Annotated in this window: 27 protein-coding genes; 17 read left to right on the top strand and 10 right to left on the bottom strand. The window is 59.1% G+C overall.

Annotation, left to right across the window (positions count from 1 at the left end; translation table 11 throughout):
- The first annotated feature begins 36 nt into the window (after nucleotides 1-36).
- The 14 genes from pmbA to ABLV76_RS03765 all read left to right on the top strand — a co-directional run bounded on the left by pmbA (nucleotide 37) and on the right by ABLV76_RS03765 (nucleotide 11,399).
- Nucleotides 37-1,389 carry a metalloprotease PmbA gene (gene pmbA / locus ABLV76_RS03700; RefSeq protein ID WP_017900576.1) on the top strand — a complete coding sequence of 451 codons (1,353 nt, stop codon included), beginning with the start codon at nucleotides 37-39 and terminating at the stop codon, nucleotides 1,387-1,389.
- A gap of 36 nt (nucleotides 1,390-1,425) precedes the next feature.
- The gene (gene cybC / locus ABLV76_RS03705) at nucleotides 1,426-1,812 is read left to right on the top strand and encodes a cytochrome b562 (RefSeq protein WP_002886893.1); all 387 of its coding nucleotides are present in this window, start codon (nucleotides 1,426-1,428) and stop codon (nucleotides 1,810-1,812) included.
- Nucleotides 1,813-2,101: 289 nt separating this feature from the next.
- Nucleotides 2,102-2,440, top strand: a complete 339-nt coding sequence (locus ABLV76_RS03710; RefSeq protein ID WP_004206500.1) for a PRD domain-containing protein — start codon at nucleotides 2,102-2,104, stop codon at nucleotides 2,438-2,440.
- A gap of 10 nt (nucleotides 2,441-2,450) precedes the next feature.
- Nucleotides 2,451-2,813 (top strand): SFCGS family glycine-rich protein, encoded by a 363-nt coding sequence (locus tag ABLV76_RS03715; RefSeq protein WP_004206501.1) that lies wholly within the window; start codon nucleotides 2,451-2,453, stop codon nucleotides 2,811-2,813.
- A gap of 2 nt (nucleotides 2,814-2,815) precedes the next feature.
- Nucleotides 2,816-3,115: a DUF4312 family protein gene (locus ABLV76_RS03720; RefSeq protein ID WP_004206503.1), complete on the top strand. Its 300-nt coding sequence runs from the start codon at nucleotides 2,816-2,818 to the stop codon at nucleotides 3,113-3,115.
- A 21-nt stretch (nucleotides 3,116-3,136) separates the two neighbouring features.
- Nucleotides 3,137-3,913 carry a DUF4311 domain-containing protein gene (locus ABLV76_RS03725; protein ID WP_002886897.1) on the top strand — a complete coding sequence of 259 codons (777 nt, stop codon included), beginning with the start codon at nucleotides 3,137-3,139 and terminating at the stop codon, nucleotides 3,911-3,913.
- Nucleotides 3,914-3,926: 13 nt separating this feature from the next.
- Complete coding sequence (locus ABLV76_RS03730) at nucleotides 3,927-4,571, top strand: DUF4310 family protein (RefSeq protein WP_348878189.1); 645 nt, start codon at nucleotides 3,927-3,929, stop codon at nucleotides 4,569-4,571.
- A gap of 112 nt (nucleotides 4,572-4,683) precedes the next feature.
- Nucleotides 4,684-5,817: an amidohydrolase/deacetylase family metallohydrolase gene (locus tag ABLV76_RS03735; protein ID WP_004206505.1), complete on the top strand. Its 1,134-nt coding sequence runs from the start codon at nucleotides 4,684-4,686 to the stop codon at nucleotides 5,815-5,817.
- A complete protein-coding gene (locus ABLV76_RS03740) occupies nucleotides 5,801-6,919 on the top strand; it encodes a DgaE family pyridoxal phosphate-dependent ammonia lyase (protein WP_203559296.1) in 1,119 nt (372 codons plus the stop codon). Before ABLV76_RS03735 ends, ABLV76_RS03740 begins: the two co-directional genes overlap by 17 nt.
- Complete coding sequence (locus ABLV76_RS03745; RefSeq protein ID WP_004206507.1) at nucleotides 6,916-7,656, top strand: KDGP aldolase family protein; 741 nt, start codon at nucleotides 6,916-6,918, stop codon at nucleotides 7,654-7,656. Before ABLV76_RS03740 ends, ABLV76_RS03745 begins: the two co-directional genes overlap by 4 nt.
- Before the next feature lie 67 nt (nucleotides 7,657-7,723).
- Nucleotides 7,724-8,875, top strand: a complete 1,152-nt coding sequence (locus tag ABLV76_RS03750) for a lactonase family protein (protein ID WP_017900573.1) — start codon at nucleotides 7,724-7,726, stop codon at nucleotides 8,873-8,875.
- Between the two features lie 22 nt (nucleotides 8,876-8,897).
- Complete coding sequence (locus ABLV76_RS03755) at nucleotides 8,898-10,808, top strand: PRD domain-containing protein (protein ID WP_094311854.1); 1,911 nt, start codon at nucleotides 8,898-8,900, stop codon at nucleotides 10,806-10,808.
- Between the two features lie 77 nt (nucleotides 10,809-10,885).
- Nucleotides 10,886-11,128 carry a type II toxin-antitoxin system RelB/DinJ family antitoxin gene (locus ABLV76_RS03760; protein ID WP_002886901.1) on the top strand — a complete coding sequence of 81 codons (243 nt, stop codon included), beginning with the start codon at nucleotides 10,886-10,888 and terminating at the stop codon, nucleotides 11,126-11,128.
- Nucleotides 11,118-11,399 carry a type II toxin-antitoxin system RelE/ParE family toxin gene (locus ABLV76_RS03765; RefSeq protein WP_017900571.1) on the top strand — a complete coding sequence of 94 codons (282 nt, stop codon included), beginning with the start codon at nucleotides 11,118-11,120 and terminating at the stop codon, nucleotides 11,397-11,399. The genes ABLV76_RS03760 and ABLV76_RS03765 overlap by 11 nt, the downstream gene beginning before the upstream one ends.
- A 3-nt stretch (nucleotides 11,400-11,402) precedes the next feature.
- Here the strand turns inward: ABLV76_RS03765 and nrdG are convergent, their stop codons facing one another.
- From nrdG to treR, 5 genes are all read right to left on the bottom strand, one after another.
- Nucleotides 11,403-11,867 (bottom strand): anaerobic ribonucleoside-triphosphate reductase-activating protein, encoded by a 465-nt coding sequence (gene nrdG, locus ABLV76_RS03770; RefSeq protein ID WP_032456904.1) that lies wholly within the window; start codon nucleotides 11,865-11,867, stop codon nucleotides 11,403-11,405.
- A 310-nt stretch (nucleotides 11,868-12,177) separates the two neighbouring features.
- Nucleotides 12,178-14,316, bottom strand: coding sequence for an anaerobic ribonucleoside-triphosphate reductase (gene nrdD / locus ABLV76_RS03775; RefSeq protein WP_348878190.1), 2,139 nt, complete (start codon nucleotides 14,314-14,316; stop codon nucleotides 12,178-12,180).
- A 385-nt stretch (nucleotides 14,317-14,701) separates the two neighbouring features.
- A complete protein-coding gene (gene treC / locus ABLV76_RS03780) occupies nucleotides 14,702-16,357 on the bottom strand; it encodes an alpha,alpha-phosphotrehalase (protein ID WP_049003742.1) in 1,656 nt (551 codons plus the stop codon).
- 51 nt (nucleotides 16,358-16,408) lie between these two features.
- Nucleotides 16,409-17,827: a PTS trehalose transporter subunit IIBC gene (treB, locus tag ABLV76_RS03785; RefSeq protein ID WP_053810837.1), complete on the bottom strand. Its 1,419-nt coding sequence runs from the start codon at nucleotides 17,825-17,827 to the stop codon at nucleotides 16,409-16,411.
- 131 nt (nucleotides 17,828-17,958) lie between these two features.
- Nucleotides 17,959-18,906: a trehalose operon repressor TreR gene (gene treR, locus ABLV76_RS03790; RefSeq protein ID WP_004206520.1), complete on the bottom strand. Its 948-nt coding sequence runs from the start codon at nucleotides 18,904-18,906 to the stop codon at nucleotides 17,959-17,961.
- 377 nt (nucleotides 18,907-19,283) lie between these two features.
- On the opposite strand from treR, the gene mgtA reads away from it, so the two are divergent.
- Entirely contained in the window at nucleotides 19,284-21,992 is a 2,709-nt protein-coding gene (mgtA, locus tag ABLV76_RS03795) for a magnesium-translocating P-type ATPase (RefSeq protein ID WP_004206521.1), read from the top strand.
- Nucleotides 21,993-22,065: 73 nt separating this feature from the next.
- Here mgtA and ridA read toward each other — a convergent pair whose 3' ends face one another.
- The 4 genes from ridA to ABLV76_RS03815 form a co-directional block, all read right to left on the bottom strand.
- Entirely contained in the window at nucleotides 22,066-22,452 is a 387-nt protein-coding gene (ridA, locus tag ABLV76_RS03800) for a 2-iminobutanoate/2-iminopropanoate deaminase (protein WP_002886926.1), read from the bottom strand.
- Nucleotides 22,453-22,604: 152 nt separating this feature from the next.
- Nucleotides 22,605-23,066: an aspartate carbamoyltransferase regulatory subunit gene (gene pyrI, locus ABLV76_RS03805; RefSeq protein ID WP_002886927.1), complete on the bottom strand. Its 462-nt coding sequence runs from the start codon at nucleotides 23,064-23,066 to the stop codon at nucleotides 22,605-22,607.
- A gap of 14 nt (nucleotides 23,067-23,080) precedes the next feature.
- The gene (gene pyrB, locus ABLV76_RS03810; protein WP_004206522.1) at nucleotides 23,081-24,016 is read right to left on the bottom strand and encodes an aspartate carbamoyltransferase; all 936 of its coding nucleotides are present in this window, start codon (nucleotides 24,014-24,016) and stop codon (nucleotides 23,081-23,083) included.
- A 35-nt stretch (nucleotides 24,017-24,051) separates the two neighbouring features.
- Nucleotides 24,052-24,156: a pyrBI operon leader peptide gene (locus tag ABLV76_RS03815; protein WP_002886930.1), complete on the bottom strand. Its 105-nt coding sequence runs from the start codon at nucleotides 24,154-24,156 to the stop codon at nucleotides 24,052-24,054.
- A 194-nt stretch (nucleotides 24,157-24,350) separates the two neighbouring features.
- Between ABLV76_RS03815 and ABLV76_RS03820 the strand changes: the two genes are divergently transcribed.
- Nucleotides 24,351-24,803: a YhcH/YjgK/YiaL family protein gene (locus ABLV76_RS03820; protein ID WP_017900567.1), complete on the top strand. Its 453-nt coding sequence runs from the start codon at nucleotides 24,351-24,353 to the stop codon at nucleotides 24,801-24,803.
- A 69-nt stretch (nucleotides 24,804-24,872) separates the two neighbouring features.
- Here the strand turns inward: ABLV76_RS03820 and argF are convergent, their stop codons facing one another.
- Entirely contained in the window at nucleotides 24,873-25,877 is a 1,005-nt protein-coding gene (argF, locus tag ABLV76_RS03825) for an ornithine carbamoyltransferase (protein WP_032456908.1), read from the bottom strand.
- A gap of 163 nt (nucleotides 25,878-26,040) precedes the next feature.
- On the opposite strand from argF, the gene rraB reads away from it, so the two are divergent.
- Complete coding sequence (rraB, locus tag ABLV76_RS03830) at nucleotides 26,041-26,463, top strand: ribonuclease E inhibitor RraB (RefSeq protein ID WP_004206524.1); 423 nt, start codon at nucleotides 26,041-26,043, stop codon at nucleotides 26,461-26,463.
- Nucleotides 26,464-26,472 lie beyond the last annotated feature (9 nt).

Genomic DNA, 26,472 nt, shown 5'->3' on the forward strand with positions numbered 1-26,472 from the left:
TTCTCTGTTAGACTTCAGTTAACTCCTTCTTACATTATGGCATTAGCAATGAAAGTGATCTCTCAAGTTGCCCAGCAACGTAAGACGCTGGAAGAGGCCGTGACCACGGCGCTGGAACTGGCGGCAGGTAAATCCGATGGCGCAGAAGTCTCCGTCAGCAAAACGACAGGCATCGGCGTCAGCACCCGCTATGGCGAAGTGGAGAATGTAGAATTCAATAGCGATGGGGCGTTAGGCATCACGGTTTACCACCAGAACCGCAAGGGCAGCGCCTCTTCCACCGATCTCAGCCCGGACGCCATCGCCCGTACCGTGCAGGCGGCGTTGGATATCGCACGCTATACCTCCCCGGACCCGTTTGCCGGTGTGGCCGATAAAGAGCTGCTGGCCTTTGACGCTCCGGATCTGGACCTGTTCCACCCGGCGGAGGTCTCCCCGGACGACGCCATTGAACTGGCCGCCCGCGCGGAGCAAGCGGCGCTGAAGGCCGATAAACGCATCACCAACACCGAAGGCGGCAGCTTTAACAGCCACTATGGCATCAAAGTGTTCGGCAACAGCCATGGCATGCTGCAAAGCTACTGCTCGACTCGCCATTCGCTCTCCAGCTGCGTCATTGCGGAAGATGACGGCGATATGGAACGCGACTACGCCTACACCATTGGCCGGGCAATCGAGGATCTGCAATCCCCGGAATGGGTCGGGGAAGAGTGCGCCCGCCGCACCCTGTCGCGCCTGGCGCCGCGTAAGCTGTCGACCATGAAGGCGCCGGTGATTTTCGCCAACGAAGTGGCGACCGGGCTGTTTGGCCACCTGGTCGGAGCGATTGCCGGTGGTTCGGTATACCGCAAATCCACCTTCCTGCTCGATTCGCTGGGCAAACAAATTTTGCCGGAGTGGCTGACCATTGAAGAGCATCCGCACCTGCTGAAAGGGCTGGCCTCCACGCCTTTCGACAGCGAAGGCGTGCGCACCGAGCGTCGCGATATCGTCAAAGATGGCGTACTGACCCAGTGGCTGCTGACCAACTACTCCGCCCGCAAGCTGGGGATGAAAAGCACCGGCCACGCCGGGGGCATCCATAACTGGCGCATTAACGGCCGCGGCCTGAGTTTTGCAAAGATGCTTAAAGAGATGGGCACCGGTCTTGTGGTTACCGAACTGATGGGGCAGGGTGTCAGTGGCGTCACCGGAGACTACTCACGCGGCGCATCCGGCTTCTGGGTAGAAAATGGCGAAATTCAATATCCTGTCAGTGAGATCACCATTGCAGGAAATCTGAAAGAAATGTGGCGTAATATCGTGACCATTGGCGATGATATTGAAACGCGCAGCAACATTCAGTGTGGTTCTGTGCTGCTGCCGGAGATGAAAATCGCCGGACAATAACACCTGTTTGCTTAAATAATAAAAAGGAAGTGAGCAATGCGTAAAAAACTGTTAGCGATGCTGGCTGTCTCTGCTTTTGCGCTCGGTTCAGCGTCGGCCTTCGCCGACCTGGGCGAAGACATGGACACTCTGGCAGAAAACCTGCAAGTGGTACAGAAAACCTCCGACGCCGGCGAGCTGAAAGCGGCGCTGAATAAGATGCGTACCGCCGCGGTTGATGCCCAGAAAGAGACCCCGCCGAAGCTGGAAGGCAAAGCGGCCGACAGCGCTGAGATGAAAGATTACCGTCACGGTCTGGATATTCTGATCGGCCAGATCGACGGCGCGCTGAAGCTGGCGAATGAAGGCAAGGTGAAAGAGGCGCAGGCCGCCGCGGAGGAGTTTAAAACCACCCGCAACACCTACCATAAGAAGTACCGCTAACTGTTCTTTTCGGGAGGCATCAGCCGATGTCTCCTGCCTGAAAACCTACCTGTATCACATTTTTCCCTTTTCTTTTTCCGGCCTTTCCGCAGCCGCGGGCGGCTCATTCGCGCGCATTGTTGTGATACGTCTCACGCCATAATTGCTGTTTTTTCATTTTTCCAGTGAATATGTGGTGTCGATCACGCCTGCCGTCTCCCTTTCCACTTCGAAGTGGAAAACAACTCGCTACAAACTCCCATCTCCCGGCGCTACTTTGATTCCCAGAGACATCAGCGGGGTATCAGAAGTGAATAACGGAGCGGTAATACACGACGTAGGGGAGCAGGCAGCGCAGACCGAACGCCTGGCTGACAAGATGCTGCAGCAGGTTTTTGCCCTGTTAAGCCGTCACGGCATCGTCCCTAACGACGTTCAGGAGCAAATGCTGACTTCCCACGTGCGGGCGATGGCCCACCGGTCAATCAGCGGCGAACCGCTGCCGGAAGTGGATGCCAGCCTGTTCGAAGAGATTTCACCAGATTCAATGACGTTGGCCCGCGAAGTGGTCGCGCAGTTCGGCAACCTGCCCGATGAAGAGGCCTGGCTGCTCTCCGTCCACTTCGAAGTCGCAAAAGAAAACCTGTAAGGAGCAAAACATGGAACAAATCACCGTAGTTATTGGCGACCGTCTGGGTAAAGGCCAAAAGGTCGCCGCAGGCGCAGAGAAAGCCGGCGCACGCGCAGTGGTCGTCCCTGGCGTTGCTGCCGACATGAAGCTTGGCGACATGATGAAAGCGGAAAACGCCACCTTCGGCATCTCCTTCTGCGGCAGCGGCGGCGCCGGCGCCATCACCGCCCAGACCAAATACGGCTACAAAGCGAAATACGGCATGCGTTCTGTTGAAGAGGGCGTCACCGCCATCAACGAAGGCTGCAACGTGCTGGGCTTCGGCTTTATGGATAAAGAAGAGCTGGGTGAGCGCCTGGTAGAAGCCTGGAAAAAGAAATACGGCGCATAAGTATGAAAGAGCAATTCACCACCACGGTGAGGGTTGCCGGCAAAGGCGAAAGCAAATCACGGGCCTTCGCCGATGCCCTGAACCATGTGCAGGCTGCGGTGATGAAAACCTCATCGCACATTCTGCTGCGTATTGAGCCACAGGACGTGACGGTTGTTCATGCGCGCGAAGCGGTACGAAAAGAGGCCTTCCTGTTTTTCTTTTTGCGCCGTGAACGACGGACCTACAGCGTGGAGCTGGACGTCACCGTCAACGTGACCGCCATCGATCTCGATAAAGTGGATTTCGTCACGCAAACCTGATTGTTAGCAAAGGGTCTGACTATGTTCCTGATAATTTTAATAAAATCGCTTATCATCGGCGGCCTGGTCGGCGTCGGCGTGGGCGCCGGAGCGGCACGCATGTTTCATGCCCCTACCACCCAGGGGATGGGGGCGTTTCGAACCCTGGGCGAGCTGAACTCCTGTGAGGGCGATCCGGCTTCCCACTTCTCCTTTGGCCTCGGTTTCTTCTTTAACGCCTGGGCCTCTTCCGTTGCAGCAGGCTCCTTCACCCAGGATGTTGACCACCGCATTATCCCCAACTGGGGCGCGGCGGCGCTGATGCTGAAAAATCGTAACGTCGGCGAAACGCTGCACGATCCGAAAAAAATGGCCATCTCCTGCGGCATCATCGGCATGATTGTCGTCGCCTTCCTCAACCTTACCGCCTCGTCCGTACCGGAAGCGCTGCAGGTGACCGCGGTTAAGGTACTGGTACCGGCGGCAAACCTGCTGGTGAACACCGTGATGCCGGTGATCTTCTGGCTGGCGGCGATCGACGCCGGTAAAAAATCAGGCTTCTGGGCGACCATCTTCGGCGGCGCAGCGCAGCTGATTATGGGCAACGCCGTACCGGGGCTGGTGCTGGGTATTCTGATCGGCAAAGGCGTTGAAGAGAGCGGCTGGAACCGGGTCACCAAAGTGATGATGGTGGCCATTGTCGCCCTGTTCGTCCTCAGCGGCTTCTTCCGCGGCTTCGACATGAAGATGATCGAATCCTTCCATCTGACCGTGCCGAACTGGCTGGACATGATCCACAACTCACTCAGCGGCAAATAACGGGAGCCTGATAATGGAACAGAATAAAGGTTTTTGGTATGCCGACTGGTCGTTCCCGATCTTCGTTGGCCTGCTCTCCTCCGGCGTCTTCGCCGGGACCCACATGTATTACCTGTACGGCATCGGCGCCTTTAACGAAGTCGCCTTCGTGGCGATGCTGAAGTCGGGGATTGATACCGGCGTTTACGGCGCGGTGGCGGCGTTTGGCGCCAGCTTCCTGTTCGCCCGCATCATCGAAGGGTCGCTGGTGGGGATCCTCGATATCGGCGGCGCTATTCAGACCGGGATCGGTCTTGGCGTCCCGGCGCTGCTGCTCGGCGCGGGCTTTGTCTTCCCGGTGGCGAACTTCGCCGCCTCGCTGGCAACCGGCCTGATCCTCGGCCTGGCGGTGGGCTACTTCATCATTCTGGCGCGTAAGTTCACCATCAACCAGAGCGACTCCACCTACGGCGCCGACGTGATGATGGGCGCAGGTAACGCCTCCGGCCGCTTCCTGGGGCCGTTGATTATCCTCAGCGCAATGACCGCCTCGATTCCTATCGGGATCGGCTCGCTGGTTGGCGCACTGCTGTTCTACATCTGGCAGAAACCGATCACCGGCGGCGCCATCCTCGGCGCGATGATCCTCGGCTCGATCTTCCCGGTGGCGATTAGCTAATCGCTCGATGGCGCTGCGCTTATCGGGCCTACAGGTCAGCGCGATGTGTAGGCCGGATAAGGCGGTACGCCGCCATCCGGCAACAGATTCACTCTTTCATCAGGAGATAGCTATGTTTGATTTACTCCTGCGCCGCGCGCGCCTCGTCGACGATACCCTGACTGATATCGCCATTCAGGACGGGAAAATCGCGGCGCTGGGCGAGATTAGCGCGCCCTCCCGTAAAACCATCGATCTGCAGGGCAACAGCTACGTCAGCGCCGGCTGGATTGACTCCCACGTTCACTGCTACCCAAATTCGCCGATATATCACGATGAGCCGGACAGCGTTGGCATCGCCACCGGCGTCACCACCGTGATTGATGCTGGCAGCACCGGCGCCGACGATGTGGACGACTTCTACCAGTTAACCCGCAAAGCGGTGACGGAAGTCTATGCCCTGCTCAATATCTCCCGCGTCGGGCTGATTGCCCAGAACGAACTGGCCAATTTGGCCAATATCGACGCCGAGGCGGTGAAGCAGGCGGTGCAGCGCCATCCCGACTTTATCGTCGGCCTGAAGGCGCGGATGAGCAGCAGCGTGGTGGGGGAAAACGGCATTACGCCGCTGGCGCGCGCCAAGACTATGCAGCAGGAAAACGGCGATCTGCCGCTGATGGTACACATCGGCAATAATCCGCCGAACCTCGATGAAATTGCCGAGCTGTTGAGTCGCGGCGACATCATTACCCACTGCTATAACGGCAAGCCGAACCGCATTCTGAATCCTGCCGGCGAACTGCGCAGTTCGATTACCCGCGCCCTGCACCGCGGCGTGCGCCTTGACGTCGGCCACGGTACCGCCAGCTTCAGCTTTGAAGTGGCGCGCCGGGCGATTGCGCTGGGCATTCTGCCGCACACCATCAGCTCGGATATTTACTGCCGCAACCGCATCGACGGCCCGGTACGTTCGCTGGCGCTGGTGATGTCGAAATTCCTCGCTATCGGCATGACCCTGCCGCAGGTGATTGACTGCGTGACCGTCAGCGCCGCCGAGGGGCTGCGCCTGTCGCGTAAAGGGCGTCTGGAAGTGGGTTTCGACGCCGATCTAACGCTATTTCGCCTGGAGCGCCAGCCAACGCTGCTGGTGGATGCCGAAAAAGAGAGCCTCCAGGCAGACAACATTCTGGTGCCGCTGGCCGCGATCCGCGCGGGCAAAGGCTATCTGACCGAACAAGGGAGCGCGGAACATGCCTTCGATTTTTGAAAAATACCGTTTAAAACAAGTAATTAACACTTCCGGCCGGATGACGGCGCTGGGCGTCTCCACGCCGCGCCCGGAAGTGGTGGAAGCCGCGATGGCCGGTATGAACCAGTACTTTGAAATGAAAGACCTGGTGAATAAGACCGGCGAGTACATCGCCAGGCTGCTGGACGTGGAAGGGGCGACCGTGGTCTCCTGCGCGTCGGCAGGGATTGCCCAGTCGGTGGCGGCGGTGCTGGTGAAAGACAGCGACTGGCTGCTGGAGAACCTGCACGTTACGCCGATAGAGAATAACGAAATCGTCCTGCCGAAGGGCCACAACGTCAACTTCGGCGCGCCGGTCGGCACCATGGTGGCGCTGGGCGGCGGTAAGCTGGTGGAAGCGGGCTACGCCAACGAATGCTCTGCCGAACAGCTGGCGGCGGCGATCACCCCGCGCACCGCGGCGATCCTCTACATCAAATCCCACCACTGCGTGCAGAAAAGCATGCTCAACGTCGCGCAGGCCGCGGAAGTAGCGCGTCAGCATCATTTACCGCTGATCGTCGACGCGGCGGCGGAGGAAGATCTGCAGGGCTACTACCGCATGGGCGCCGACCTGGTTATCTACAGCGGCGCGAAAGCGATTGAAGGGCCGACCAGCGGGCTGGTGATCGGCAAAACGCAGTACGTTGAGTGGGTTAAACGCCAGTCGATGGGCATTGGCCGGGCGATGAAAGTGGGTAAAGAGGGGATCCTCGGCCTGACCTGCGCCATTGAACACTACCTGACGGCGAGCAAAGAGAGCGGTGAGGAGATGGTGACGAAGATGACGCCGTTTATCGAACAGCTCAACACCCTCAACGGCGTCACTGCCCGTGTGGTATGGGACAGCGCCGGCCGCGATATCGCCCGCGCCGAAATCAAATTCGACGAAGCGGTGACCGGCGTGAAGACCGGCGATCTGGTTAACGCGCTGAAGCAAGGCGAATACGCCATCTACTTCCGCGGCTATAAAGCGAATGAAGGCATTATCGAAGCCGATGTCCGCAGCGTTAACGCACAGCAGCTGGCGGTGGTCGCCCGTCGCATCGCGGAAGTTCTGCACAAGGAGAAACAAGCATGAAACTGACCCCAAACTTTTACCGTGACCGCGTGTGCCTGAACGTCCTGGCGGGCAGCAAAGACAACGCTCGGGAAATCTACGACGCGGCGGAAGGTCATGTCCTGGTCGGCGTGCTCTCCAAAAATTACCCGGACGTCGCCAGCGCGGTGGCCGATATGCGCGACTACGCGAAGCTGATTGATAACGCCCTCTCCGTCGGGCTGGGCGCGGGGGATCCGAATCAGTCGGCGATGGTGAGCGAGATTTCTCGCCAGGTGCAGCCGCAGCACGTCAACCAGGTCTTCACCGGCGTGGCCACCAGCCGCGCGCTGCTCGGGCAGAACGAGACGGTGGTCAACGGCCTGGTTTCGCCCACCGGCACCCCGGGGATGGTGAAGATCTCCACCGGCCCGCTGAGCAGCGGCGCGGCGGATGGGATTGTGCCGCTGGAAACCGCCATCGCGCTGTTAAAAGATATGGGCGGCAGCTCCATCAAATACTTCCCGATGGGCGGCCTGAAGCACCGCGACGAGTTCGAAGCAGTGGCCAAAGCCTGCGCCGCGCACGATTTCTGGCTGGAGCCGACCGGCGGTATCGATCTGGAAAACTACAGCGAGATCCTGAAAATCGCCCTTGATGCCGGGGTAAGCAAAATCATCCCGCATATCTACAGCTCGATTATCGATAAGGCCAGCGGCAACACCCGCCCGGCCGATGTTCGCCAGCTGCTGGAGATGACCAAACAGTTAGTGAAGTAGTGCCCTTGCCCCTCACCCATCAAAGGATGAGGGGCAACTGATCCCACCGAACCATCAAGGAGTTACCATGCCAACCGCTCGTCACCTGCTTGTTGCTTCACTGTCTTTGCTTGCCGCCGGCGCCGCCGCGCAAACCCACTACGCCTGGATTGGCACCTATAATCCCAATGGCGAAGGTCTGTACCGCTTTACCGTTGATGGCCACACCGGCGCGCTGCGGGACAAGGCGCTGGTGAGCTCGCTGGCGAATGTCGCGCAGCTGACCGTCTCGCGCGATGGCAAAACGCTATATGCCGCCAGCGAGGTGGAGAAAGGCGTGGTGCAGGCGTGGCGCATTGAGAAGAACGGTGAGCTGACCGCACTCAATCAGGTCGCCTCCGGCGGCGCCGGGCCGGTTTATCTCTCCCTGACGCCAAACGGTAAACAGCTGCTGGTGGCCAACTACGTCAGCGGCAGCATCGCCGTGCTACCGGTCAAAGAAGATGGTAGCCTGGGTGAGGCGGTGGACAGGCATCAGGATGAAGGCCCGGCAGGGGCCGAACGCCCGGCGGCGGCCGTCGAGGGCAGTTTCGCCATCAGCGATCACAATGGCCCGCACGCCCATATGATCGCCGCCGATCCCAGCGGAAAATACGTTTACTCTACCGATCTGGGGCTGGATCGGATCTATCAGTACCGGCTGGATAGCGCCAGCGGCAAGCTGACGCCGAACGATCCGCCATTTATCGCCGCTTCGTCGCCGGGCGCCGGCCCGCGCCACTTCGTCTTTACGCCAAAGGGCGACGGCCTGTGGCTGATTAACGAAGAAGCGTCGACGCTGACCTTCTATCATCTGGAGCAGCAAAGCGGTCTGCTGCGCGAAGGCAAAACCGTCTCCGCGCTGCCGAAAGAGTATAAGGGCACCAGCTTTGCCGCCGGTCTGGCGCTGAGCAACGACGGCAAACAGCTATACGTCGCCAACCGTCTGCATAACAGCATCGCCCACTTTACGGTGCAGGCCGATGGCCGCCTGAGCCACCAGGAGGATATCTGGACGCGCGGAGATTACCCCCGCACGCTGACCCTGGATACTCAGGGGCAGTGGCTGTACGTCATGAACCAGCGTAGCGATAATATTACCCGCTTCAGCGTGGCGCCGAAGGATGGCAAATTGACCTTTGTCTCAGACTACACGCCGGTCGGCAGCCCATCGCAGATGGTGATATCCGCCCAACCCTGAGCCGTAACCACAAGGAACTGACATGCGATTTCCCAACCAACGCTTAGCGCAACTCTTCACCCTGCTGCGGAATGAAACGCTGCCGCAGGATGAGCTGGCGCAACGCCTGTCGGTTTCCACCCGTACCGTGCGCGCCGATATTACCGCCCTGAATGCGCTACTGGCGCAGTATGGCGCGCAGTTTATCCTTAACCGCGGCAGTGGTTATCAGCTGAAAATTGATAACCCGGCGAGCTTTCAGACACTGGAGGAGACGTCGCCGAAGGCGCAGCATGTCCCGCGTACCGCCCAGGATCGCATCACGTTTCTGCTGGTGCGTTTTCTGACATCGGCGTTCTCCATCAAGCTGGAAGACCTGGCGGATGAGTGGTTCGTCAGCCGCGCCACGCTGCAGAACGATATGGTCGAGGTGCGCGAGCGCTTCCAGCGCTATCAGCTCACCCTTGAAACCCGCCCGCGCCACGGTATGAAGCTGTTTGGCAGCGAGGTATCGGTTCGCGCCTGCCTCACCGACCTGCTGTGGGAGCTGGCCCAGCAGGGCGGTATCGCGCCGCCGATCGGCGCCGAGGCCTTTGCCGCGGAGGTGCCAGCGCTGCTGGAGCCCGTGCTGCAGGAGACGCTCACCCGGCACCATATTCGCCTCACCGACGTCGGCGAGCGCTTTATCTGCCTGTACGGGGCGGTGGTGGTGCGTCGCGTCAGCGAAGGCTACCCGCTGGCGGATTTCAGTGCTGAAGATGTGGCGCAGAACGTCCGTGATGCCGCGCGCGATCTGGCGGGCGAACTGCAGCGGCTGGCCGGTAAACCTTTATCGCCCGCGGAAGAAGAGTGGCTGTGCGTGCATATCGCCGCCCGTCAGGTACAGGACGTGGACCCGGAAACCATCAGCGCCGACGATGACGAAGCGCTGGTCAACTACATCCTGCGCTACATCAACAGCCAGTATAACTACAATCTGCTGGACGATGCCCAGCTGCACGCCGATCTGCTGACCCACATAAAGACCATGATCACCCGCGTACGCTACCAGATCATGATCCCCAATCCGCTGCTGGATAACATCAAACAGCACTACCCGATGGCCTGGGATATGACCCTCGCCGCGGTCTCCAGCTGGGGCAAATATACTCCATACACCATCAGCGAAAACGAAATCGGCTTTCTGGTGCTGCATATCGGCGTCGGGCTGGAGCGCCACTACAACATCGGCTACCAGCGTCAGCCGCAGGTGCTGCTGGTGTGCGATACCAGCAATGCGATGGTGCGGATGATTGAGGCGATCCTGCAGCGCAAATATCCGCAGCTGGAGATCGCCGCCACTATTTCCCAGCGCGAGTACGAACAGCGGGACGCGATCGAGGCGGATTTTGTTATCTCCACGGTGCGGATCAGCGAAAAAGACAAGCCGGTAGTGACCATCGCGCCGTTCCCCACTGACTATCAACTGGATCAGATCGGCAAGCTGGTGCTGGTGGACCGTACCCGTCCATGGATGCTGAATAAGTACTTCGATGCCGCCCACTTCCGGGTGGTCGATACGCCGATGGATCAGCAAACGCTGTTCGCCGAGCTGTGCCAGCAGCTGCTGGAGGAAGGCTTTGTTGACGCCGAGTTTCATGCTTCGGTGGTGGAGCGTGAAGCGATCGTCAGCACCATGCTCGGCGATGGCATTGCGCTGCCGCACTCCCTGGGGCTACTGGCGAAAAAGACGGTGGTCTATACCGTCATTGCCCCGCAGGGCATCGCCTGGGGTGATGAAACCGCCCATATCATCTTCCTGCTCGCCATCAGCAAGCGCGAGTATGAAGAGGCGATGGCGATCTACGATATTTTCGTGACTTTCCTGCGCGAGCGCGCCATGAGCCGCCTCGCCGCGACCCGCAGCTTCGATGAGTTTAAAACGGTGGCGATGGAGTGCGTCAGCCGGTTTTGAGAGGCGTTTTCCAGATTCGAGTGTAATTCAAATGTAATGCTATAATGCATTACAAAATATCCCTTTCTGGAGGCATAATGGCCACGCTCAACGTTCGGCTGGATGATAAACTCAAAAAAGAGGCTTATGCCGTGCTGGAGAAACTCGATATGACGCCAACGGAGGCGGTACGCCTGCTGTTTCAATACATTGCGGAAAATGGCCGCATGCCGGTGAAAAGTATGACCATCAGCGATGGCGAAGCGGCGTTGTTACGCACCGTTCGCGAGCGGCTGGAAAACCCACGGCCGGGGGTTAAGGTGAGTCTGGATGACCTATGAACTGGAGTTTGACCCACGAGCCTGGCGCGAATGGCAGCTTGGCGAGACGGTCAAAAAACAGTTCAAAAATAAGCTCCAGCAGATTGTGCAGAATCCGCGAATTGAGTCGGCCAGGCTGAGCGATTTGCCGGATTGCTACAAAATCAAGCTTAAGGCGTCAGGTTATCGGCTGGTGTATCAAGTACGAGATAGGGTGGTGGTGGTTTACGTTATTGCCATTGGCAAAAGAGAGAAAGCGGCCGTTTATCATCAGGCGAATAAACGGCTCTAAACGCTATCGCAAATGATGCACGACCTGGTTGCTGCTGCCGCGCCAGATCAGCGCCGGGTCTTTTAAATCCTGCACAAACTTACCGTCGACCAGCACGTTGATCAGGTTCACCACCTGCATCTGCGCCTCATTCAGCTCTTCCAGCTTATAGCCGGTCCAGACCCAGATATCTTTGCCGGGGCATTCGGCGCGCACGCGCTGAACCAGCTTTAAGATCTCCGCGATGTTTTGCGGATGCAGCGGATCGCCGCCGGAGAGTGAAATCCCCTGGCGCTTGATGCGGGTATCGTTGAGGTCGGCAATGATGCGGTCGGCCATCTCGGTCGTGAAGGGCATGCCGGAATTCACCCTCCAGGTGCTTTTGTTGTAGCAGCCCGGGCACTCATGGACGCAGCCGGAGACAAACAGGGTGCAGCGAGTGCCGGGGCCGTTGACGATGTCGACGGGGTAGTATTGATGATAATTCATTGTTTCCTCTTCTCATTTGCCGCTGCAGCGGCGTTGGCTGCGCTCGCTCGCCCGGGTCACTTACTCCAGTAAGCTCCCCGGGACTTACTCGTTTGCCGCCTTGCTACAACGCCAACTGATTTGAGGAAACCCACCTGGCTGTCTGGGATCCCTTCGTTTGCCGCCTTGCTCTGACGTTATTTGCTTTGCGAAAACGGAGGAGTGCGGCCATTTCCCGGCGTCGCTGCGCTCGGCCGGGCTACGACTCACCAGGCAGTGGTAGCCCGGATAAGGCGCTGCGCGCCGCTATCCGGGAAAAGCGCATTGTTCTTTAACCGATCTGCCCATTGCCCAGGTGCTTCACGCGGCGCTTCACTTCTTCCTGCTTGCCGGCGTTGAACGGACGCGCGTCCGGGCTACCGAGGTAGCCGCACACCCGGCGGGTAACGGAAACGCGGGAGGCGTCGTGGTTACCGCATTTCGGGCAGGTAAAACCCTTGCTGGTGCACTCGAACTCGCCGGTGAAACCACATTCGTAGCACTCATCGATCGGCGTATTGGTTCCGTAATACGGCACATGCTGATAGCTGTAATCCCACACGTCCTCCAGCGCCTTCAGGTTGTGCTGGATGTTCGGGTATTCGCCGTAGCAAATGAAGCCCCCGTTGGCCAGCGGCGGATACGGCGCTTCAAAATCGATCTTATCGTACGGGTTGACCTTCTTCTCCACGTCGAGGTGGAAGCTGTTGGTGTAGTAACCTTTGTCGGTTACCCCTTCCACCACGCCAAACTCGGCGGTATCGAGACGGCAGAAGCGATCGCACAGGTTTTCGCTCGGCGTGCTGTACAGGCTAAAGCCGTAGCCGGTCTCTTCCTTCCACAAATCGACGGCGTCGCGCAGGCGCTGGACGATGGCCACACCCTTCTCGCGCAGCGCCTCGCTGTCGTACATATGCTGGTTGCCGTACAGCGCATTGATAGTTTCATGGATACCGATATAGCCCAGCGAAATCGACGCCCGGCCGTTTTTGAAAATCTCGGAGACGTCGTCGTTGGCTTTCAGTCGCACGCCGCAGGCCCCTTCCATATAGAGGATCGGCGCCACGCGCGCTTTTACCCCTTCCAGGCGGGCAATACGGGTCATCAGCGCTTTGCGCGCCAGCTGCAGGCGCTCGTCCAGCAGCGCCCAGAAAGCGGCTTCGTCGCCTTTCGCTTCCAGGGCGATGCGCGGCAGGTTGAGGCTGATAACGCCGAGGTTATTGCGCCCATCGTGCACCTGCTCGCCGTTCTCGTTTTCCCACACCCCGAGGAAGCTGCGGCAGCCCATCGGCGTTTTAAACGACCCGGTAACTTTCACCACCTGGTCGTAGTTGAGGATATCCGGGTACATGCGCTTGCTGGCGCACTCCAGCGCCAGCTGTTTGATGTCGTAGTTCGGATCGCCGAACTTATGGTTCAGGCCGTCACGGATCGCGAACACCAGTTTCGGGAACACCGCGGTCTTACGGTTTTTACCGAGGCCGGCAATGCGGTTACGCAGAATCGACTGCTGGATCAACCGCGATTCCCAGCTGGTGCCGAGGCCGAACCCGAAGGTGACGAACGGCGTCTGGCCGTTGGCGGTATGCAGCGTGTTAACCTCATACTCCAGCGACTGGAAGGCGTCGTAGCACTCTTTTTCGGTACGGGCGCGGGCATAGCCTTCGGCATCCGGGATCTGCCACTCTTCGGCGATTTTGCGATGCTTGTTAAAGCTTTCGCTGACGAACGGCGCCAGCACTTCATCGATGCGGTTAATGGTGGTGCCGCCGTAAATATGGCTGGCGACCTGGGCGATGATCTGCGCTGTCACCGCGGTGGCGGTAGAGATAGACTTCGGCGGCTCGATCTCCGCGTTGCCCATCTTAAAGCCCTGGGTCAGCATGCCTTTCAGGTCGATCAGCATGCAGTTAAACATCGGGAAGAAGGGCGAGTAATCGAGGTCATGATAGTGGATCATGCCGCGTTCGTGGGCCATCACCACATCGTGAGGCAGCAGGTGCTGCCGGGCGTAGTGCTTGGCGACGATACCGGCCAGCAGGTCGCGCTGGGTCGGGATGACTTTACTGTCCTTGTTGGCGTTTTCGTTGAGCAGCGCGGAGTTGGTCTGCTCGACGAGACCGCGGATCTCCTGATTGAGGCGGCCGCGCTTCTCACGCTGGCTATCGCGGTCATGGCGATACTCAATATAGGCGCGCGCCAGCTGCTTATAGGGGCCGGACATCAGCTGGTTTTCCACCGCGGTCTGGATCTCATTGATGTCGACCTGGGCGCGGCCCTGCATTTGTTGGCTAACGACTTCTGCGACGGTGGCGCAATATTCTGCGTCATCGACTCCCGCTGCTTTAGCTGCACGCAGAATTGCTTCCTGAATGCGCTCTGACTTGAACGGCACTTTACAGCCATCACGTTTCATCACATGCGGTGTCATGATCACTCCATATATAGAACAGGTTATCCACAGAGGCGGAGGTTATCCCGAAGGCGCTGCGCGCTACGGCTCGTGCTGTTTGCCTTCAGATCCGGCCCGTTTTATCCACATCTCATCACCGCCAGACATCGATAAGATATGGTGACATAATAGACGATTAATACAACATGTAGGGCCGGGACGCATTTTAAGTTCTATATGTAGTGATTTGCATCAAAGATGTTTGCGATTTTATTGACCCAGAACAAGGTAAAAAGGTGAGAGTACGGATGATGGGCGCTGGCGATAAATGTAAATTTATCTGGCTGGAAAATAAGCAAAAATGCCTGGCGTTCGCCACCGGCGCCAGGCATGACATCCTCATCTCGGGAGGGCAGGGGATACCTTACGCCTGCAGCCACCATACCGCTTCGAACGGCCGCAGCGTCAGCCCGGTCGGGCGGGGCGTGGTCTCGGCATAGTTGCTGATAATCATCTTCCAGTCGCCTGGTGCCTCCTCTGGCTGCCAGGTCTGCAGGTCGCGGCTCAGGTTGGCGGCGACCACCAGCGTTTGTCCCTGCCACTGACGGCGATAACACCACAGCGACGGATGGTCAGGCAGGAGATCCTGATAATCGCCCCAGGTCAGCAGCGGCAGGGTTTTACGCAGCGTAATCAGCTGCTGATAGGCATAAAACACCGAATCGGGGTCCGCCAGCGCCGCCTCGACGTTGATCTCCCGGTAGTTATCGCCAAGGCCGATCCACGGCTCACCGTCGCTGAAGCCACCGTTCTCGCCGGCGTGCCACGGCATCGGCGTGCGGCTGTTGTCGCGCGACTTGCTGGCAAGGATCGCCAGCAGTTCGTCCGGGCTTTGCCCCTGCGCCGCACGTTCGATAAACATGTTGTGGCTTTCGACGTCACGGTAATCGCTGATGCTGTTGAAGTGCGGATTGGTCATGCCGATCTCTTCGCCCTGGTAAATATAGGGCGTGCCCTGCATGCCGTGCAGCACCATCGCCAGCATCTTCGCCGCCGGCACCCGGTACGCGCCTTCGTCGCCAAAGCGCGAGACGATGCGCGGCTGATCGTGGTTACACCAGAACAGCGCGTTCCATGCCCGGTTGTGCATCCCCTGCTGCCAGTGGCGGAACAGCGCCTTCAGCGCCACATAGTCCGGGCGGGCGAGGGTCCACTTCTCTCCGCCGGGATAATCGACTTTTAAATGGTGGAAGTTAAAGGTCATCGACAGCTCGCGGCCGTCCAGCGCGGCGTACTGCTGGCAGTGTTCCAGCGAGGTGGAAGACATCTCGCCGACGGTCATCAGATGACGCGGGGTGAAGACATCGCGGCTCATCTCCTGCAGGAACTCATGCACCCGCGGGCCGTCGGTATAGAAGCGGCGGCCATCCCCGTCCAGATCGCAGGGAAAGGTCTGGTCTTTTGAGATCAGGTTGACCACGTCGAGGCGCAGACCGTCGACGCCGCGGTCAGCCCAGAATTCGCAGACCTTTTTCAGCTCGGCGCGCACCGCCGGATTCTCCCAGTTGAGATCCGCCTGCTCAATGGCGAACAGGTGCAGATAATACTGCCCGCTGTCGGCGTGCCACTGCCAGGCGTTGCCGCCAAACTTGGAGCGCCAGTTGTTCGGCAGGGCGTCCGGTTCGCCATCGCGCCAGATATAGAACTGACGGTAGGGGCTTTCCTTATTCAGCGACTGACGGAACCATTCGTGTTCGGTCGAGGTATGGTTCAGCACCATATCCAGCACGATGCGGATCCCGCGGGCCTTCGCCTCCGCCACCAGGGCGTCAAAGTCGGCCATCGTGCCGTAGGAGGGATCGATGGCGGTGTAGTTCGCCACGTCGTAGCCGTTATCCACCTGCGGAGAGACGTAGAACGGCGTCAGCCAGATGGCGTCTACCCCAAGCTTTTGCAGATAGTCGAGGCGGGAGGTGACGCCGCGCAGGTCGCCGGTACCGCTGCCGGTGGTATCCTGAAAACTCTTCGGATAGATTTGATAAATAACGCCGTTTTGCCACCAGTGGGGGAGTTGATTCATAGTACTTTCCTGCTGCAACGAGGGGCGCCAAAGGCGCCCCGAAAGAAGAAGTTAGACAATCTGCAAGGTGCCCTGACGGTACTTGCGCTGATACACCACGGTGGTGAGGATAATCGGCACCACCACCGCGATGGCCATCGCCATGGCGTACACCTGCCAGTAGGTAGGCTGGATGGAGAGGATCCCCGGCAGGCCGCCGACGCCGATGCCGTTCGCCAGCACGCCGTTCAGGCCGCACAGCAGGCCGGCGAGGCCGGAGCCGATCATTGCGCACAGCATCGGGAAGCGGTACTTCAGGTTGATACCGTACATTGCCGGCTCGGTGACCCCGAGATAGGCGGAGATCGCCGCCGGCACCGATATTTCACGTTCATTCTGCTTGCGGCTGGCGATGATGATGCCGACCACCGCCGACGCCTGGGCAATGTTGGACAGCGCAATCAGCGGCCACACCGGGGTACCGCCCATGCTCTGGATCATCTGCATATCGATGGCGAGGGTGGTCTGGTGGACGCCGGTTATCACCAGCGGCGCGTAGAGGAAGCCAAACAGCGCGGCGCCGATCGGCGCGAAGCTGCCGGTTAACAGATGGCGCACCGCGAAGGCCACGCCGTCGCCGATCAGGCGGCCGAACGGACCGATAATGGCGTGCGCGAGGAATACCGCCAGGATCAGCGAGCAGACCGGGACAATGACCAGGTAGAGGTAGTCCGGCACAATGCGCTTGAGGCGCGTCTCGATAAAGCCTAAGGTCAGGCCTGCCAGCAGGGCCGGGATCACCTGCGCCTGGTAGCCGACTTTAGCAATGGTAAACAGGCCGAAGTTCCACGCCTCCGGCACCTGCTGGCCGAGGAGATAGGCATTCATCAGCTGCGGGGACACCAGGGTCACGCCAAGGACGATCCCGAGGATCGGCGTACCGCCCATCTTCTTCACCGCCGACCAGCAGATCCCCACCGGCAGATAGAAGAAGATCGCCTCGCCAATCAGCCACAGGAAGTCATAGATGGTTTTCAGCGACGGGTGCATCTGGGCCAGCGTCTGGCCGTTGCTCATGGGTAAGTCGCCGATGACGTTGCGGAAACCGAGGATCAGACCGCCGCTGATCAGCGCCGGCAACAGTGGGAAGAAGATCTCGGCGAAGTGCGAGATCAGCTGTTCATGCCACTTCATATTTTGCCGCGCGGCCTGTTTGACCTGCTCTTTATCGGCGGAGGTCTGGCCGGTGGTCGCCAGCAGGGCTTTGTAGTAATCGCCCACCTCGGTGCCGATGACCACCTGGAACTGGCCGGCGTTAGTGAAGCATCCCTTCACCATGCGCAGCTGCTCAATCTCTTTTGGTCTGGCGATGGCCGGGTCGTTCAGCACAAAGCGCAAACGGGTAATACAGTGGCTGACGGTGGCGATATTGCCGCGCCCGCCCACCAGTTCGATCAGTTTATCGATGTCCTGCTGGTTTACTTTGCTCATGATGAAGCCTCAAAAACAGAGGGGGAGAGATGCCGTTTTTACCTTGAGGGCATCCTAACCGTTCCGCTTGATTTGCAAAATGGGAACGTTCCCGAAACCCGGCGACGATCACATAAATCGCCCGAACGAGATTAATTCAGGGCGGCGGGAATTACGATCTGGCGGGGATCGACGCTGCCGGCGATCTGCTCGATCAACTGCCGGGCGGCCCGGCGTCCGGACTCGGCATAGCCCGGATCGACGGTCAATATTTCCGGGTGGAGAAACTTCATCAGCGGCGTGCTGCCGACGCTGGCGAGCTGCAGCGCATCGCGGCCCTGCTGCTGGAGGTACTTACTGGCGCCGAGGGCGAGGGTATCGGTGGCGCAGACCAGGGCGCTGGTCTCGGCCGTCAACACGCTGGCGACGGTGTCATACCCCTGCTTCATGCCCAGCCCCGGCAGGGCGGCGGTGGGCGTCAGACGATGCTTTTTACAGAAGGCGAGGTAGGCGAGATGGCGGCGTTCGCCGGTGGTGACGTCGCTGTGCGGTACGCCAAGGAAGCTGATGTGGCGATGTCCGCGTTCGTAGAGCCGCTGCATCAGCAGCGTGATGGCCCCCTCGTCGTCATAGCACACCGAGGCGAAGCCGGGGGCGTCGCGGGCCATCAGCACCAGGGTGTCGCGCCAGGGGGCGAGCATCGCCTCGTCGATGCCGGTAAAACCGAACAGTACCACGCCGTCAATATTACGCCGGGCGAGCATGCCGAGATGCTCCTCCACCAGCCCCGGGGAGAACTGACTCTCCATCATAATCGGGTCGTAACCCTGCTCATAAAAGGCGGGCAGCATGGTCTGCACGGCGAGGTTTTCCGACAGCGAATCGAGACGGGTGACGATAATCGCCACCACTTTATCGCTCTGGCCGCGCATGGCGCGGGCGGAGCGGGAGGGCGAGAAACCGTGCTGCTGCATCACCGCTTCGACGCGCTCGCGGGTCCGTTCGCTGACCCCGCTCTCGTTGTTGAGGACGCGGGATACCGTTGATTTCCCTACGCCGCTTAAGCGCGCGATATCTTTGATGGTCAGCCGGTTCTGCATGCGGAATTCTCGTCAGGGGGTAGAAGTGAGCATAATGCTACTCAACCAAACCGCAATGAGCAAAGTCTGGTTTACGTTCGGTTTAGTTGCGCGGGTTTATCATCGCCATTATTGCCACACAATCCTTAACGAGGGCGCTATAATCCGCGCCGTTTATATTCACTTACCGGAGATAGTTATGGACCCCGATCCCACTCCTCATCCTCGATGGAGCAACCTTTCTTTCCGGTAAGCCTGTTTAACACTGCTTTACCGGAAAGCGTAAAGCAGTGACGTCCTTGATGTCCCTGCCATAAAAATAACATGCCTGACAGGTAGATTTTGCTACGCCCGTCGGCAACGCTGCGTTCGCTTTGGCGAGCGCGGAGGGACTGTTTATGCTGAAAAATTATACCCGGCAGCTGTTCGCACAGCTTAGCCGCCATCTGCCACGCCGTTTAGTCCAGCGCGATCCGCTGCCGGACGCCCGCCATCTGGCGAGCGGCCCCATTCCTGAGTCGCTGGGCAAACAGTGCCTGGACGTGGCGGCGATGGACGACCAGGAGATCTGGCGCGCCTTTGACAGCCACCCTGAAGGGCTCAATGAAGGCGAAGTGGCGGCGAAAATCCTCAAACACGGTGACAACCAGATCCCGGCGCAGAAGCCCTCGCCGTGGTGGGTGCATCTGTGGACCTGCTACCGCAACCCGTTCAATCTGCTGTTGACGGTGCTCGGCATCGTCTCCTATTCCACCGAGGATCTGTTCGCCGCCGGGGTTATCGCCCTGATGGTGGGGATCTCGACGCTGCTCAACTTCATCCAGGAGGCGCGCTCGACCAAAGCGGCGGATGCGCTGAAGGCGATGGTGAGCAATACCGCCACCGTGCTGCGGGTGGTCAACGAGCAGGGGGAGAGCCGCTGGCTGGAACTGCCTATCGACCAGCTGGTGCCGGGCGACATCATCAGGCTATCGGCGGGAGACATGATCCCGGCCGACCTGCGTATCCTGCAGGCGCGGGATCTGTTCGTCGCCCAGGCCTCGCTGACCGGCGAATCGCTGCCGGTGGAGAAAGTGGCCCGCAGCCGCGATCCGCTGCAGCAGAACCCGCTGGAGTGCGACACCCTGTGCTTTATGGGCACCAACGTGGTGAGCGGCTCGGCGCAGGCCATCGTTTTCGCCACCGGCGGCCACACCTGGTTTGGTCAACTGGCCGGCCGCGTCAGCGAGCAGGAGAGCGAGCCGAACGCCTTCCAGAAAGGCATCAGTCGGGTGAGCATGTTGCTGATCCGCTTTATGCTGGTGATGGCCCCGGTGGTGCTGCTGATCAATGGCTACACCAAAGGCGACTGGTGGGAGGCGGCGCTGTTCGCGCTGTCGGTGGCGGTTGGCCTGACGCCGGAGATGCTGCCGATGATCGTCACCTCGACGCTGGCGCGCGGGGCGGTGAAGCTGTCGAAGCAAAAGGTTATCGTGAAGCACCTCGACGCCATTCAGAATTTTGGCGCGATGGACATCCTCTGCACCGATAAAACCGGCACCCTGACCCAGGATAAAATCGTGCTGGAGAACCATACCGACGTCTCCGGCAAGGTCAGCGAGCGGGTACTGCATGCCGCCTGGCTCAACAGCCACTACCAGACCGGCCTGAAAAACCTGCTCGACACCGCGGTGCTGGAGGGCGTTGAGCTGGAAGCCGCCCGCGGGCTGGCGGCGCGCTGGCAGAAGGTAGATGAGATCCCCTTCGACTTCGAACGCCGCCGCATGTCGGTGGTGGTCAAAGAGCAGGACGACGCGCATCAGCTGATCTGCAAAGGGGCGCTGCAGGAGATCCTCAACGTCTCAACCCAGGTGCGCTACAACGGCGATATCGTGCCGCTTGACGACACCATGCTGCGCCGCATTCGCCGGGTGACCGACACCCTCAACCGGCAGGGGCTGCGGGTGGTGGCGGTGGCGACCAAATATCTGCCGGCCCGCGAAGGCGACTACCAGCGCGCCGATGAGTCGGACCTGATCCTGGAAGGCTACATCGCTTTCCTCGATCCGCCGAAAGAGACCACCGCTCCGGCGCTGAAAGCGTTAAAAGCCAGCGGCATCACGGTGAAGATCCTCACCGGCGACAGCGAGCTGGTGGCGGCCAAGGTGTGCCATGAAGTGGGGCTGGATGCCGGCGAAGTGGTGATTGGCAGCCAGATTGAAGCGATGAGCGACGACGAGCTGGCGGCGCTGGCGAAACGCACCACGCTCTTCGCCCGCCTGGCGCCGCTGCATAAGGAGCGTATCGTGACGCTGCTGAAACGCGAAGGCCACGTGGTGGGCTTTATGGGCGACGGCATCAACGACGCCCCGGCGCTGCGCGCGGCGGACATCGGCATCTCGGTCGACGGCGCGGTGGATATTGCCCGCGAGGCGGCGGATATCATTCTGCTGGAGAAGAGCCTGATGGTACTGGAGGAGGGGGTGATCGAAGGACGCCGCACCTTCGCCAACATGCTTAAGTACATCAAAATGACCGCCAGCTCCAACTTCGGCAACGTCTTCAGCGTGCTGGTGGCCAGCGCCTTCCTGCCGTTTCTGCCGATGCTGCCGCTGCACCTGTTGATTCAAAACCTGCTGTACGATGTCTCCCAGGTGGCGATCCCGTTCGATAACGTCGATGATGAACAGATCCGCAAACCGCAGCGCTGGAACCCGGCCGATCTCGGGCGCTTTATGGTCTTCTTCGGCCCGATCAGCTCGATTTTCGATATCCTCACCTTCGGCCTGATGTGGTGGGTGTTCCACGCCAATACCGTGGAGATGCAGACCCTGTTCCAGTCCGGCTGGTTTATCGAGGGGCTGCTGTCGCAAACGCTGATTGTGCACATGATCCGCACCCGGCGCATTCCGTTCGTCCAGAGCCGCGCCGCCTGGCCGCTGTTCGCCATGACCCTGGTGGTGATGGCGGTGGGGATCGCGCTGCCGTTCTCGCCGCTGGCGGGCTATCTGCAGCTGCAGGCTCTGCCGCTGAGCTACTTCCCGTGGCTGGTGGCGATCCTGGCGGGCTATATGGTGCTGACCCAAACCGTCAAAGGCTTCTACAGCCGCCGCTACGGCTGGCAATGAGGGGAAGGTTTACGGATGACCCACGTAAAAAAGGCAGCCTGCGGGCTGCCTTTTTTCATGCCGAGGTTAGCGATCAGCGACGCACGGCGATGGCTTCGATCTCGATCTTCACATCTTTCGGCAGACGCGCCACTTCAACGCAGGAGCGCGCCGGGAAGGTGGCGTTGTGCTCGGTGAAGAACGCTTCGTAAGTGGCGTTAACGGTAGCGAAATCGTTGAGGTCTTTGACGAAAACGGTGGTCTTGACGATATCGCCGACGGTGAGGCCAGCGGCTTCAACGATCGCTTTCACGTTGTTCAGCGACTGGCGCGCCTGTGCGGACACGTCTTCCGGAACGCTGCCGGTTTTCGGGTCGACCGGGATTTGGCCAGAGGTGATGATCATGCTGCCGAGGTCAACGCCCTGAACGTATGGGCCAATCGCTGCTGGTGCATTTTCCGTCGCAATAGTTTTGCTCATGTTATCTCCAGATGAACTGAGTAATGTTACGCAAAATCATTCAGGTTGCCGCCAGGCGATAAGCGCTGTATCGCCGGCGCAGACGCCGCCTGAAGGACGAAGCGTAGGGTGGTAGCCATTATAGGGAGGCCTACCACCAATACCAACCGCATTTAGTTGGCCAGCACCACATAATGAGAAAACTCTTTTTCGCAGTATTTACATTTGAGTGCGATGTCATCAGCGCGCTTTTTCACTGCAAAACTGGAAGAAACCGGTTCGGCGTGGCTGATACAGTTGCTGTTCGGGCAGACCAGCACGCTGTCGATACGATCCGGCAGGCTTGGGCGGGATTTGCCCACCACTTCGTAATCATCAATGCGGTTTACCGTCGCCTGCGGGGCGTATAACGACAGCTGGTTAACCTGCTCGTCGGTCAGGAAGGTGTTCTCGATTTTAATCAAGTCTTTGCGGCCCATCTCGCCGGAGGGCAGGTTCAGGCCGATGGTGATGCGCTGGTCGGTTTCGGTCAGTTTGAACAGGGTGAGCAGCTTAAAGCCGACCTGCGCCGGGATGTGGTCGATCACGGTGCCGCGTTTGATCGCTTCTACCTGCAGTTTATTGTCGTGTGTCATCTCTCATTTCCCCCTTACAGAGCCAGCTCGCTATTCAGTACCAGTGCCAGTAACGCCTGGCGGGCGAAGATGCCGTTACCGGCCTGCTGGAAGTACCAGGCGTGCGGCGTTTTATCGACATCGGTGGTGATTTCGTCAATGCGCGGCAGCGGGTGCAGCACCTTCATGTTAGCGCGCGCCCCTTCAAGGTCGGCGGCGCGCAGGACGAACTGCGCTTTGACGTTGGCATATTCCGACGGATCCAGACGTTCTTTCTGCACGCGGGTCATGTACAGAATATCCACTTCCGCCATTACGTCGTCGATGGCGCTATGCAGGCTCCAGGCGATACCTTTTTCATCCAGCATATCGAGGATGTATTGCGGCATGGCCAGCGCGTCCGGGGCGATGAAGTAGAAGCGGTTGCCGCTGAACTTGGCCAGCGCCTGGGTCAGGGAGTGGACGGTACGGCCATACTTCAGATCGCCGACCATCGCCACGTTGAGGTTTTCGAGGCGGCCCTGGGTCTCCTGAATGGTGAACAGGTCGAGCAGGGTTTGGGTCGGGTGCTGGTTAGCGCCGTCGCCGGCGTTCAGTACCGGCACGCCGCCGGAGAATTCGGTCGCCAGACGGGCCGCGCCCTCCTGCGGATGACGCATCACGATGGCATCAACGTAGGTGCTGATGACGGAGATGGTATCCGCCAGCGTTTCCCCTTTTTTGCCCAGCGAAGTGTTGGCGCTGTCGGAAAAGCCGACCACGCTGGCCCCCAGGCGGTGCATCGAGGTTTCAAAAGAGAGGCGGGTGCGGGTCGAGGCTTCAAAGAAACAGCTGGCGATAACCTTATGCTTCAGCAGCTCGGGTTGTGGATTGGCTTTCAGCTTTGCCGCCGTCGCCAGCACCAGTTCGAGGTCTTCGCGGCTGAGATCGTTTATGGAAATGATATGTTTTTGATATAGCGGGTTAGCCATGCTTATCTCCTGACGCCTGGGCAAAAAAAAGCCCCTTAAATAAGGGGCTTCGGGAATCCAATGAGCAACGGAAAGAAAAACGGCAGGCCAGCGTCTGCATTGAGACGCGCTAAGACAGAATGTCGTACGCAATTGGCCATGCTTCCTCCCGGCAAAACGACTGGCATTATACGCAGACCGTTATGACGATCAAGCGATTCATTCACAATCAGGTAATCGTTTGCCTGCAGAAAAGTGCGCCAGCGCAAAGAACCATGAAACTGTACTGGTATGGCAGCGGCGATGGGGGTATAAAACGCAAAAATGAAATGTTGTTTTATATTTGAGGTAAGCGATGATTATTGGCAATATCCACCATCTGCAGCCGTGGCTGCCGGCCGCGCTGCGCGAGGCTATCGAACACGTTATCGCCCATGTCAGCGAGGCGACGCCGCTGGGTAAACACGATATCGACGGCGACAACCTGTTTTATCTGATTTCCGAAGACACCACCGAGCCGCAGGCCGCACGCCGTGCGGAATATCATACCCGCTATCTCGATATCCAGATTGTGCTCCGCGGCAGCGAGGGGATGACCTTCAGCACCTTGCCGGCAGGAGAGCCGCAGACCGACTGGCTGGCGGAGAAAGACATCGCTTTCCTGGCGGAGGGGACGCAGGAGCAAACGGTGATCCTTAACGAAGGGGACTTTGTGGTGTTTTATCCCGGGGAAGTGCATAAACCGCTGTGCGCCGTGGGCGCGCCGGCGAAGGTGCGCAAAGCGGTGGTGAAGATGCTGATGGCGTAACGCAGCGCCCTGACGGGCGGTATCCCGGATACGCGCCGAGCGATCCGGGATTTGACGGCGAGCGAAGGACTATTTGCTCAGCGTCGCCACCATCACCGCTTTGATGGTGTGCATCCGGTTTTCCGCCTGGTCAAAGACCACGCTTGCCGCCGACTCAAACACCTCGTCAGTCACTTCCATGCCGCCGTGCAGGCCGTAATCGGCCGCCATCTGTTTGCCCAGAGTGGTCTGGTCGTCATGGAACGCCGGCAGGCAGTGGAGGAACTTGACCTGCGGATTGCCGGTCAGCGCCAGCATCGCGCTGTTAACCTGATAGTCGCGCAGCAGGGCGATACGTTCGGCCCATTTTTCCTTCGCCTCGCCCATTGAGACCCAGACGTCGGTATAGATAAAATCGGCGCCTTTCACCCCCGCGGCGATATCTTCCGTCAGGGTGATGTTGCCGCCCTGCTGTTTCGCCAACGCGGTACAGGTTTCCACCAGCGCGGCCTCCGGCCAGCAGGCCGATGGCGCCACCAGGCGCAGATCCAGACCGGTCAACGCGGCGGCTTCCAGCATCGAATTGCCCATGTTGTTGCGCGCGTCGCCGGCGTAGACCAGCGTCATCTGGTTAAAGGCTTTGCCCGGCAGGTGCTCTTTCATGGTCAGCAGGTCCGCCAGCAGCTGGGTAGGGTGGTACTCGTTGGTGAGGCCGTTCCATACCGGCACGCCGGCATATTGCGCCAGGGTCTCCACCACTTCCTGGCCGTGGCCGCGATACTGAATGCCGTCGTACATCCGTCCGAGCACACGGGCGGTGTCCTTGATCGACTCTTTATGGCCAATCTGGCTGCCGCTGGGCCCCAGGTAGGTCACGCGGGCGCCCTGATCGTATGCGGCAACTTCGAAAGAGCATCGTGTACGGGTTGAGTCTTTTTCGAAGATGAGCGCGATGTTTTTCCCTGCCAGTTTCTGGACTTCGATACCGTTTTTCTTATCGGCTTTCAGCTTTGCCGCCAGCTCGAGCAGGGCGGTGATTTCTGCAGGCGTAAAATCGAGTAACTTTAAAAAATGCTTCTGGTAAAACGCAGACATGGTTCCCTCACCTGGCATAGGCCACTAATTGAATTAAAATTCAATTTATATGTATGAATATTCATTTGCAAGTCTGTGATCGAAATCTTTCACTGAGAAGTGGAGGCAATGACGGCGGTATGTGACAATAGGGATAACTGCCGCACATTATGAGGAACGAGCCATGGCAAACCCGGAACACCTGGAAGAACAGCGTGAAGAGACGCGTCTGATTATCGAAGAGCTGCTGGAGGATGGCAGCGATCCGGACGCACTGTACACGATTGAGCATCACCTCTCTGCAGACGATTTCGAAACCCTGGAGAAAGTGGCGGTGGAAGCCTTTAAGCTGGGCTACGAAGTAACCGAGCCCGAAGAGCTGGAAGTGGAAGAGGGTGAAGTGGTCATCTGCTGCGATATTCTGAGCGAATGCGCCCTGAACGCAGAACTGATCGATGCCCAGGTGGAACAGCTGATGACGCTGGCAGAAAAATTTGACGTCGAGTATGACGGTTGGGGCACCTACTATGAGGACCCCAACGGCGAAGAAGACGGCGATGATGACGAAGATTTTGTCGATGAAGACGACGATGGCGTTCGTCACTAAGTCGCAGAT

Source organism: Klebsiella sp. GB_Kp047, assembly GCF_040065235.1.
GTDB classification, from domain to species: domain Bacteria; phylum Pseudomonadota; class Gammaproteobacteria; order Enterobacterales; family Enterobacteriaceae; genus Klebsiella; species Klebsiella quasipneumoniae.

What these genes read in the sequence shown, in the direction of transcription:
- mgtA (WP_004206521.1), top strand. Translation starts at nt 19,284, where the DNA reads ATGCTGAAAAATTATACCCGGCAGCTGTTCGCACAGCTTAGCCGCCAT.
- nrdG (WP_032456904.1), bottom strand. Translation starts at nt 11,867, where the DNA reads ATGAATTATCATCAATACTACCCCGTCGACATCGTCAACGGCCCCGGC.
- ABLV76_RS03715 (WP_004206501.1), top strand. Translation starts at nt 2,451, where the DNA reads ATGGAACAAATCACCGTAGTTATTGGCGACCGTCTGGGTAAAGGCCAA.
- rraB (WP_004206524.1), top strand. Translation starts at nt 26,041, where the DNA reads ATGGCAAACCCGGAACACCTGGAAGAACAGCGTGAAGAGACGCGTCTG.
- ABLV76_RS03725 (WP_002886897.1), top strand. Translation starts at nt 3,137, where the DNA reads ATGTTCCTGATAATTTTAATAAAATCGCTTATCATCGGCGGCCTGGTC.
- ABLV76_RS03730 (WP_348878189.1), top strand. Translation starts at nt 3,927, where the DNA reads ATGGAACAGAATAAAGGTTTTTGGTATGCCGACTGGTCGTTCCCGATC.
- pmbA (WP_017900576.1), top strand. Translation starts at nt 37, where the DNA reads ATGGCATTAGCAATGAAAGTGATCTCTCAAGTTGCCCAGCAACGTAAG.
- ABLV76_RS03745 (WP_004206507.1), top strand. Translation starts at nt 6,916, where the DNA reads ATGAAACTGACCCCAAACTTTTACCGTGACCGCGTGTGCCTGAACGTC.
- treB (WP_053810837.1), bottom strand. Translation starts at nt 17,827, where the DNA reads ATGAGCAAAGTAAACCAGCAGGACATCGATAAACTGATCGAACTGGTG.
- pyrI (WP_002886927.1), bottom strand. Translation starts at nt 23,066, where the DNA reads ATGACACACGACAATAAACTGCAGGTAGAAGCGATCAAACGCGGCACC.
- ABLV76_RS03720 (WP_004206503.1), top strand. Translation starts at nt 2,816, where the DNA reads ATGAAAGAGCAATTCACCACCACGGTGAGGGTTGCCGGCAAAGGCGAA.
- nrdD (WP_348878190.1), bottom strand. Translation starts at nt 14,316, where the DNA reads ATGACACCGCATGTGATGAAACGTGATGGCTGTAAAGTGCCGTTCAAG.
- ABLV76_RS03735 (WP_004206505.1), top strand. Translation starts at nt 4,684, where the DNA reads ATGTTTGATTTACTCCTGCGCCGCGCGCGCCTCGTCGACGATACCCTG.
- pyrB (WP_004206522.1), bottom strand. Translation starts at nt 24,016, where the DNA reads ATGGCTAACCCGCTATATCAAAAACATATCATTTCCATAAACGATCTC.
- treR (WP_004206520.1), bottom strand. Translation starts at nt 18,906, where the DNA reads ATGCAGAACCGGCTGACCATCAAAGATATCGCGCGCTTAAGCGGCGTA.
- ABLV76_RS03750 (WP_017900573.1), top strand. Translation starts at nt 7,724, where the DNA reads ATGCCAACCGCTCGTCACCTGCTTGTTGCTTCACTGTCTTTGCTTGCC.
- ABLV76_RS03755 (WP_094311854.1), top strand. Translation starts at nt 8,898, where the DNA reads ATGCGATTTCCCAACCAACGCTTAGCGCAACTCTTCACCCTGCTGCGG.
- treC (WP_049003742.1), bottom strand. Translation starts at nt 16,357, where the DNA reads ATGAATCAACTCCCCCACTGGTGGCAAAACGGCGTTATTTATCAAATC.
- cybC (WP_002886893.1), top strand. Translation starts at nt 1,426, where the DNA reads ATGCGTAAAAAACTGTTAGCGATGCTGGCTGTCTCTGCTTTTGCGCTC.
- ABLV76_RS03765 (WP_017900571.1), top strand. Translation starts at nt 11,118, where the DNA reads ATGACCTATGAACTGGAGTTTGACCCACGAGCCTGGCGCGAATGGCAG.
- ABLV76_RS03815 (WP_002886930.1), bottom strand. Translation starts at nt 24,156, where the DNA reads ATGGCCAATTGCGTACGACATTCTGTCTTAGCGCGTCTCAATGCAGAC.
- ABLV76_RS03820 (WP_017900567.1), top strand. Translation starts at nt 24,351, where the DNA reads ATGATTATTGGCAATATCCACCATCTGCAGCCGTGGCTGCCGGCCGCG.
- ABLV76_RS03760 (WP_002886901.1), top strand. Translation starts at nt 10,886, where the DNA reads ATGGCCACGCTCAACGTTCGGCTGGATGATAAACTCAAAAAAGAGGCT.
- argF (WP_032456908.1), bottom strand. Translation starts at nt 25,877, where the DNA reads ATGTCTGCGTTTTACCAGAAGCATTTTTTAAAGTTACTCGATTTTACG.
- ridA (WP_002886926.1), bottom strand. Translation starts at nt 22,452, where the DNA reads ATGAGCAAAACTATTGCGACGGAAAATGCACCAGCAGCGATTGGCCCA.
- ABLV76_RS03740 (WP_203559296.1), top strand. Translation starts at nt 5,801, where the DNA reads ATGCCTTCGATTTTTGAAAAATACCGTTTAAAACAAGTAATTAACACT.